This window comes from Streptomyces sp. NPDC054863 (genome assembly GCF_053610825.1).
Genome location: NZ_JBSGZD010000476.1, coordinates 1 through 3,522, shown reverse-complemented (window position 1 = coordinate 3,522; position 3,522 = coordinate 1). Strand labels below are relative to the sequence as shown.

Here is a 3,522-nt window from a genome sequence, read left to right as displayed (position 1 = left end):
CCTTCTTGGCGGTGGCCTTCTTCGCCGGAGCGGTCTTCTTGGCCACGGCCTTCTTCGCCGTGGTGGCGGCCTTCTTGGCCGGAGCGGCCTTCTTCGCCGTGGCGGTCGCCTTCTTGGCGGTCGCGGTGGCCTTCTTGGCCGTGGTCTTCTTCGCCGTCGCCGTGGTCTTCTTGGCGGCCGTCGCGGTCGTCTTCTTCGCGGCGGTGGCCTTCTTGGTGGCGGTCGCCTTCTTGGCGGTGGCCTTCTTGGCCGCGGCCTTGGCGGTCGTACGGGTGGAAGAACCGCCCGACAGGCTGCCCTTGGGCGCCTTCTTCACGGCGACGTCGTTCTTCGGGAGCTTCTTCGAGCCGGCCACCAGGTCCTTGAAGCCCTGACCCGCGCGGAAGCGCGGCACCGAGGTCTTCTTGACCCGAACACGCTCACCCGTCTGCGGGTTGCGGGCGTAGCGGGCCGGACGGTCGACCTTCTCGAACGAGCCGAAACCGGTGACCGAAACACGGTCGCCTGCGACGACGGCGCGGACGATCGCGTCCAGGACGGCGTCCACGGCGTCAGCGGCCTGCTGACGGCCGCCGACCTTGTCGGCAATCGCTTCTACGAGCTGGGCCTTGTTCACGTCTTCCCCTTCGGAGACATTGCCGGAACGAAATGTCCAGGCTTATTCGCACGTTAGGCAGATATATACCGCAAATCAAACACGAAACGGGCTAATCACCCTAGTGCCGCAACGAAGTAGGCCTTGCGGGAGTCCTTGTGGAGTTCCATAGACCTAGTTGCCTTCGGGGAATCGGCCCTCGTCGAGGTCCTTCATCAACCTGTCGAGGCGCCTAGCCGCAGTCGCGAGATCGTGTTTCGCCGCGGCCGATATGACCAGCAGCTTCCGGGACAGCGCCATCCGTACGCCCTCCGGGACTTGCAGTGCACGCACCCGTGTGTGTGCTTCTTTCAGTTGGTTCGCGACTGCCTCGTGGAGCCCCAGTTGACTGTCACGTTCCATGCACCGATTGTGCCATCTGAGGCGAGTTGTCGCCTCCGCCGGGGGCAACTAACGGAATTCCAGGCTCCATCAGCCCCACAAGTCACATCTGCCCCACTGCCCAACTCCCTTACTCACATGCGCAGTTGAGAGCCGGAACACAGTTCGGCGCCCCCTGCCACGAATGGCGGGGGGCGCCGAAAGTGAGGCATGGATCTCAGGCCGAACGGGCTAGCGAGGGGCCGTGAAAGGGCCCCGCGACGGGGTTCCGCCGACGATCAGGCGCGGATCGTACTCGGCTTGTGGGCCGGGCGGCTTGATTCGTACGCCGAGATCGCGTCCTCGTGTCGCAGGGTGATGCCGATGTCGTCCAGGCCGTTCAGCAGCCGCCGGCGGGCGTTCTCGTCCAACTCGAAGCCGGCGCCGATGCCCTGGGCGCGGACCTGCCGATCCTGGAGATCAACGGTGATTTCGGCATGCGGGTCGCTCTCGACGAGCGGCCACGGCCGCTCCACGGTCCCCTGCGGCAGAACCACCGCGAGCAGGCCGTTCTTGAGCGAATTGCCCCGGAAGATGTCTGCGAAGCGGGAGGACACAACTGTCTTGAAACCGTAGTTCTGGAGGCCCGGACGGCGTGCCCGCGGGAGGATCCGGTGCCGAAGTCGGGTCCGGCGACGGAACTGCGCAGCGGCACTGCCCGGCCGGTGTGCGCGGTGCGAGCTTCCGTGGCTCTCAGGTCTCCACGAGGGCGGTTGCGGCCGCGTCGGACAGATCGGTGGGCGAGGCCAGACGGCCCAGGACCGCGGTCGCGGCGGCCACCTGCGGCGATACGAGGTGAGTACGGCCGCCCTTGCCCTGCCTGCTCTCCGTACGGAACCGGGGACGACCAGCATCCTGACCCCGTCGGCCACGAGGCGGCCCTCGACGACGGAGGCCGCGGCGCGCAGGTCCTCGATCCGGCCGTTGGTGCAGGAACCACGAAGACGGTGTCGGCCCGGATGTCCCGCAGCGCCTGCCCGGCGGTCAACCCCCTGTGTTCCAGGGCCTTTTCGGCGACGAACCGCTCCGATGCGTCTTCGTACGAAGCGGGGTCGGGGACGTGTCCCGAGAGCGGCGCGCCCTGGCCCGGGTCGGTGCCCGAGGTGACGAGCGGGGCCAGTGGGGCGGCGTCGATGACGACCTCCGCGTCGAAGACGGCGTCGGCGACCGTCCTCCGCGTCCTCCCGTGCGCCACGGCGGCGTCCCGGCCGGCGTCCCCGGGCGCGGGGTCGCGGCCCTTGAGACGGCCCAAGGTGGTCGCGTCGGGGGCGATCATGCCCGCCCTGGCGCAGGCCTCGATCGTGACGGCCATGGTCCTGGGCCGGGACATCGACAGGGTCTGCGCCGCCGGTACGTGCTCCACCTGGGACGTACCGATGCCGAAGGCCGGTGCGCCGAACGCGCCGCGCGTGGAGGTGTGCGAGTCGCCGCAGACGACCGTGGCGCCCGGCAGGGTCGGCCCCGGCTGCGGTCCCACCCCGTGGACGACGCCCTGCTCGACGTCGCCCAGCGGGTGCAGCCGGACGCCGACGGCGGCGCAGTTCCTGCCCCTCGCGCTCCCTCCGGCAGGCGGCTCGGCCGGCTCCCCCGGAGATGTTGCTCCACCCCGCCCGATCCCCCGTACGGGGCGGTGACCGCGGGCCGTTGTACGACCGCCGGTGCAGCGTGACAATTTCGTTGGAAAATTGAACTTGCGTTTCACAGAGTGAGACGTGAGTATCGACGCATGGACAACTCTAGCGGCGTCGGCGTTCTCGACAAGGCGGCGCTCGTGCTGAGCGCCCTGGAGTCCGGTCCGGCCACCCTCGCGGGGTTGGTCGCGGCCACCGGACTCGCACGACCCACGGCCCACCGGCTGGCCGTGGCACTGGAGCACCACCGGCTGGTGGCGAGGGACATGCAGGGCCGTTTCATTCTCGGCCCCCGCCTCTCCGAACTGTCGGCCGCGGCCGGCGAGGACCGCCTCCTGGCCACGGCGGGACCGGTCCTCACCCACCTGCGCGACGTGACCGGCGAGAGCGCCCAGCTCTACCGCCGCCAGGGCGACATGCGCATCTGCGTCGCCGCGGCGGAACGCCTGTCCGGACTGCGGGACACGGTCCCGGTCGGCTCCACCCTCACCATGAAGGCCGGTTCCTCCGCCCAGATCCTGATGGCCTGGGAGGAGCCGGAGCGCCTGCACCGGGGGCTGCAGGGCGCCCGCTTCACGGCCACCGCCCTCTCCGGTGTACGCCGCCGGGGCTGGGCCCAGTCGATCGGCGAGCGCGAGCCGGGCGTGGCCTCGGTCTCGGCGCCGGTCCGCGGCCCCTCGAACCGCGTGGTCGCCGCCGTCTCGGTCTCCGGACCGGTCGAGCGCCTGACCCGCCACCCGGGACGGATGCACGCCCAGGCGGTCATCGACTCGGCGGCCCGCCTCTCGGAGTCCCTGCGCCGCTCGGGCGGCAGCTGACAGTCCGTCAACACTCTTCTCTTGTACGGCACTTCGCCCCGGAGCCCCGAACTCCCGC

At 69.9% G+C, this 3,522-nt stretch carries 3 protein-coding genes and 2 pseudogenes; 1 reads left to right on the top strand and 4 read right to left on the bottom strand.

The window, feature by feature from the left end; genetic code table 11:
• The 4 genes and pseudogenes from ACWGIG_RS37865 to ACWGIG_RS37850 all read right to left on the bottom strand — a co-directional run.
• The coding region (locus tag ACWGIG_RS37865; protein WP_453326265.1) for an HU family DNA-binding protein at window positions 1–616 on the bottom strand (616 nt) is incomplete at its 3' end.
• A gap of 153 nt (window positions 617–769) precedes the next feature.
• The gene (locus tag ACWGIG_RS37860; protein ID WP_453326264.1) at window positions 770–997 is read right to left on the bottom strand and encodes an SCO5555 family protein; all 228 of its coding nucleotides are present in this window, start codon (window positions 995–997) and stop codon (window positions 770–772) included.
• A 257-nt stretch (window positions 998–1,254) separates the two neighbouring features.
• Window positions 1,255–1,712: pseudogene (locus ACWGIG_RS37855) on the bottom strand (3-isopropylmalate dehydratase small subunit).
• Window positions 1,709–2,561: pseudogene (locus ACWGIG_RS37850) on the bottom strand (aconitase family protein); the annotation flags it as partial. The pseudogenes ACWGIG_RS37850 and ACWGIG_RS37855, both read right to left, overlap by 4 nt.
• Window positions 2,562–2,741: 180 nt before the next feature.
• Here ACWGIG_RS37850 and ndgR point away from each other — a divergent pair.
• Window positions 2,742–3,464, top strand: a complete 723-nt coding sequence (ndgR, locus tag ACWGIG_RS37845) for an IclR family transcriptional regulator NdgR (protein WP_453326263.1) — start codon at window positions 2,742–2,744, stop codon at window positions 3,462–3,464.
• The last annotated feature ends 58 nt before the right edge of the window (window positions 3,465–3,522 follow it).